Origin of the sequence: Paracoccus chinensis (genome assembly GCF_900102885.1) — a bacterium.
In the GTDB taxonomy this organism is placed as follows: Bacteria; Pseudomonadota; Alphaproteobacteria; order Rhodobacterales; family Rhodobacteraceae; genus Paracoccus; species Paracoccus chinensis.
On sequence record NZ_FNGE01000051.1, the window covers coordinates 1 to 3,344 of the forward strand.

Genomic DNA, 3,344 nt, shown 5'->3' on the forward strand with positions numbered 1-3,344 from the left:
ACTATACCCTTTACGGCGACATGAGCCGCCGCGTGGTCGATGTGCTGCACGGGTATTCGCCACGCCTCGATGCGTATTCGATCGACGAGACCTTCGTAGACCTGTCGGGCTTTGGCGACCGGATGGAAGCTCACGCCGCCCGGATGCGCGAGGCGGTCAGGACCGAGACGGGCATCCCGACCTGCGTCGGCATCGGCCCGACCAAGACCCTCGCCAAGCTGGCGAACTTCGCTGCCAAGAAGAACCCGATCTTTGGGGGCGTCTGCAACCTGATGCACCCGGATGTGCGGGACTTTGTGATGCGACGCATCCCCATCGGGGAAATCTGGGGCGTCGGAACCGCCACCCAGGCCAAGCTGACGGCCCAGGGAATCAGGACAGCGGCAGCGCTGCGCGACCTGGGCCTGCCGGTCGCGCGCAAGATCGGTACCGTGGTCCTGGAGCGCCTGGTGGCCGAGCTGCGCGGCATCAGTTGCCTCGACTTCGAGGACGTGGCGCCGCAGCGCAAGGGCATGGCCGTGACCCGCTCCGCAGGCACGCCCATGACGCGCTTCGACGTGCTGGCCCAGGCCGTCACCGCCCATGCCACCCGGGCGGCCGAGAAGCTGCGCGACCATGGGCTTGTCGCCGGGACCATCACCGTCTTTTTCCACACCAACCCCCACAGGCCGGAGCGGCCGCAGCACTCCGCGTCGCGGAGCGCGCGGCTGCACCCCATGTCGAACAACACCTTCGATCTGGTAGACGCGGCCGTTGGCGCGGCGCAGCGGGCATGGAAAGGCGATCCCACCGGCAATGGCTGCGCCTATACCAAGGCCGGGGTGATCCTCGGTGACCTCGTGGCCGATCAGGATCAGCCCAGGCTCCTGTTCCCGCCGGATCGACCTCGGAATGCGAAGCTGATGGACGCGCTCGATGCGATCAATGACCGCTTCGGCAAGAAGACGGTCGTGCTTGGCCGCGAAGGCTTCGAGGGCGGGTGGACGACACGCGCCGAACTGCGCTCACCGCGCTACACCACCCGGATCAGCGAGCTGCCTATCGTTCGAGTTTGACTGGCGCGGCGGAGGCACTGGCAGCGCCCCCTGCCCCTGTCATCGCGCCGCACCCTGCAGATGCGCCGTTCGCTGGTCATCCATCCCGAAACGTAAGAGCACCGTCCGTCAGGATCACCAGCGCCTCGACCATGCGCGTGAAGTCGTCCGACGCCAGCCCCCGCCATTGCTGGCCGTCCTGCCAGGTTGCCTCGATGCGGCGGCGATCATCCTTCTCCAGCAGCCGGACCGCCCGGTTCATCTCCGCAATCTCGTGCTCGCAATGTGAAATCGCCGATGCAATCAGCGTCGTCAGAGCAAGCCGGGTCGTTGGATCAGTCATGCCGCCCCTTCATCTGCGATGCAGGGGCATGTGAACAGGCAGGGCGCGTCCCGGCAAGCCGGGACCAGGCTCTCGTTCCAACCGCTGGAGCGGTTTCCACCCGAGCCGCGCAGGGCGCGTCTCTGCCCATCCGGGTGACATGGGGTGACAACGGTTCATCGCCCAGCCTTCATAGGTTAGCGCATGTGGACGTGTCGCAATGGAGGGTGGAATGGATCACAAGACGCCTGTCACAACCTATGTTGGCCTCGATATCTCGCTCGCCGAGACCCATATCTGCGTCCTCGATCAGGACGGAACGCGCCTCTACCAGGGTGCTGTTCCCTCGGACCCGGACGCACTTGCCGATATTGTCCAGCGTAAAGCTCCAAATTGCGAACGTATCGGCTTGGAAACGGGCGCTACGACGCCATGGCTCTGGCGCGCGCTGCGCGGGCGTGGGCTGCCCGTGATTTGCATTGATGCGCGTCATGCGAGCCGCGCTTTGTCCATGCGGAAGAACAAGACGGACAAGAACGACGCCCAAGGCCTGGCGGAGTTGATGCGGATTGGCTGGTTCAAGGAGGCGAATGTCCGCAGCCCACAGACCCAGTACGTCCGGTCACTCCTGACCGCCCGATATCAGCTCCGTATGTCGCGCAAAGACGTGCTCAATCAGATGCGGGGTGTTGTAAAATCCTTCGGCCTGTTTGCTGGCAGCACCGCAACGCGGAGGTTTCCTGCAATGGTTCAGGAGATCATCCAGGATAACCCGCAGTTTGGATCTCTCCTTGCTCCTCTTCTGGCTGTGCATGAAGCGCTCACCCGGCAGATTGCCGTGTATGAGGACGAACTCAAGAACATCGCAGAACGCGATCCTGATGCCCGACGTATCATGACCGTTCCCGGCATCGGCTATCTTGTAGCATTGGCATTCATGACAGCCGTCGATGATCCGGCGAGGTTCTCGTCATCCAACAAGCTTGGGCCCTACCTTGGGCTTGCGCCCCGCGTGCGGCAATCTGGAGAGACCAACTGGTCTGCCGGGATCGGCCATGCCCCTGACAAGATGATGCGGTCATACCTTTATCAGGCCGCAACGGTCGTCCTGACCAAGACCGCCAGTTGGTCCGCTTTGAAGGCCTGGGGTCTTCGTGTCTACAAACGCAGCGGCTTCAAGCGTGCGGCGGTGGCTGTCGCACGGAAGCTTGCGGTCATCATGCACGCGATATGGATCAACGGTACCGAGTTTGAATACAGCCAGAAGGGCAAAGCAGCATGACCTGAGCCCTTCCAGCCGACGAAGATCCGCTCCGGCGGATAGTCCCTGCCGGGACGTTGGGAGGCCGACCTCGTAGCGATCGTTGCGACCAGATCACGCGGAGTGACAATGAGGCGGTCCCCTACCGAAGCCCATTTTGCGGCGGCAGTTGCCGACCTCGTAAGGAACCATGTGCCCGGTGGAGATGAGTGCGATGCAAGCTTACGCAGTTCGTGCGTGGTCTGATACCGCATGTCCGTCTTGATGAGTTTGAGCCCTAAGCAGACGTTCTCTCATCCGCATGAGATTGTTTCCTCGCGCGGCGTCTCACGGCCTGCTGCAGAGCGGTGGCCCAATCCGCATTGTCCGAGGCCTGCGCCAGAAGCTGCGCGCCGATCATGGCAGCGAACAGGATCTGTGCCTCTTCCGGTCTCTCGGAAGGCTCGCTGGTGCCGATCTGGCTCAAGAAACCTGACAGAAGCGCCTCCACCCCCCTGCTGTAGGCCTCTCGCGAAGGATGGGCGGTGTCGGCGCCGGACACATGCGGGGCAAAGGCCAGCATGGGGCAGGTCTGGTGCGCGGGCCGCTCGCGGAAGTAGTGTTCCACGATCGCCGCCGCTTCGGGACGGTCGCCGGTCAGCTTCTGCCAGACCTGTGCCGCCTGCTCGAAGGAGAGGGCGCAAGCTTCGCGCACCAGCACCTCCTTGGACGCAAAGTGCTTGTAGAA

At 63.4% G+C, this 3,344-nt stretch carries 4 protein-coding genes; 2 read left to right on the forward strand and 2 right to left on the reverse strand.

The annotated features are described in order from the left end of the window. On the forward strand, positions 1-1,055 hold a 1,055-nt coding region (locus BLQ03_RS17440), incomplete at its 5' end, for a Y-family DNA polymerase (protein ID WP_139166807.1). Positions 1,056-1,131: 76 nt separating this feature from the next. On the opposite strand, the gene BLQ03_RS17445 is transcribed toward BLQ03_RS17440, so the two are convergent. Continuing rightward, positions 1,132-1,377 (reverse strand): hypothetical protein, encoded by a 246-nt coding sequence (locus BLQ03_RS17445; RefSeq protein ID WP_090757562.1) that lies wholly within the window; start codon positions 1,375-1,377, stop codon positions 1,132-1,134. Between the two features lie 211 nt (positions 1,378-1,588). Between BLQ03_RS17445 and BLQ03_RS17450 the strand changes: the two genes are divergently transcribed. Next, the gene (locus BLQ03_RS17450; RefSeq protein ID WP_175558944.1) at positions 1,589-2,638 is read left to right on the forward strand and encodes an IS110 family RNA-guided transposase; all 1,050 of its coding nucleotides are present in this window, start codon (positions 1,589-1,591) and stop codon (positions 2,636-2,638) included. A gap of 256 nt (positions 2,639-2,894) precedes the next feature. Here the strand turns inward: BLQ03_RS17450 and BLQ03_RS17455 are convergent. Next, positions 2,895-3,344: TetR family transcriptional regulator (locus tag BLQ03_RS17455; protein WP_090757564.1), on the reverse strand; the 450-nt coding region annotated here is incomplete at its 5' end.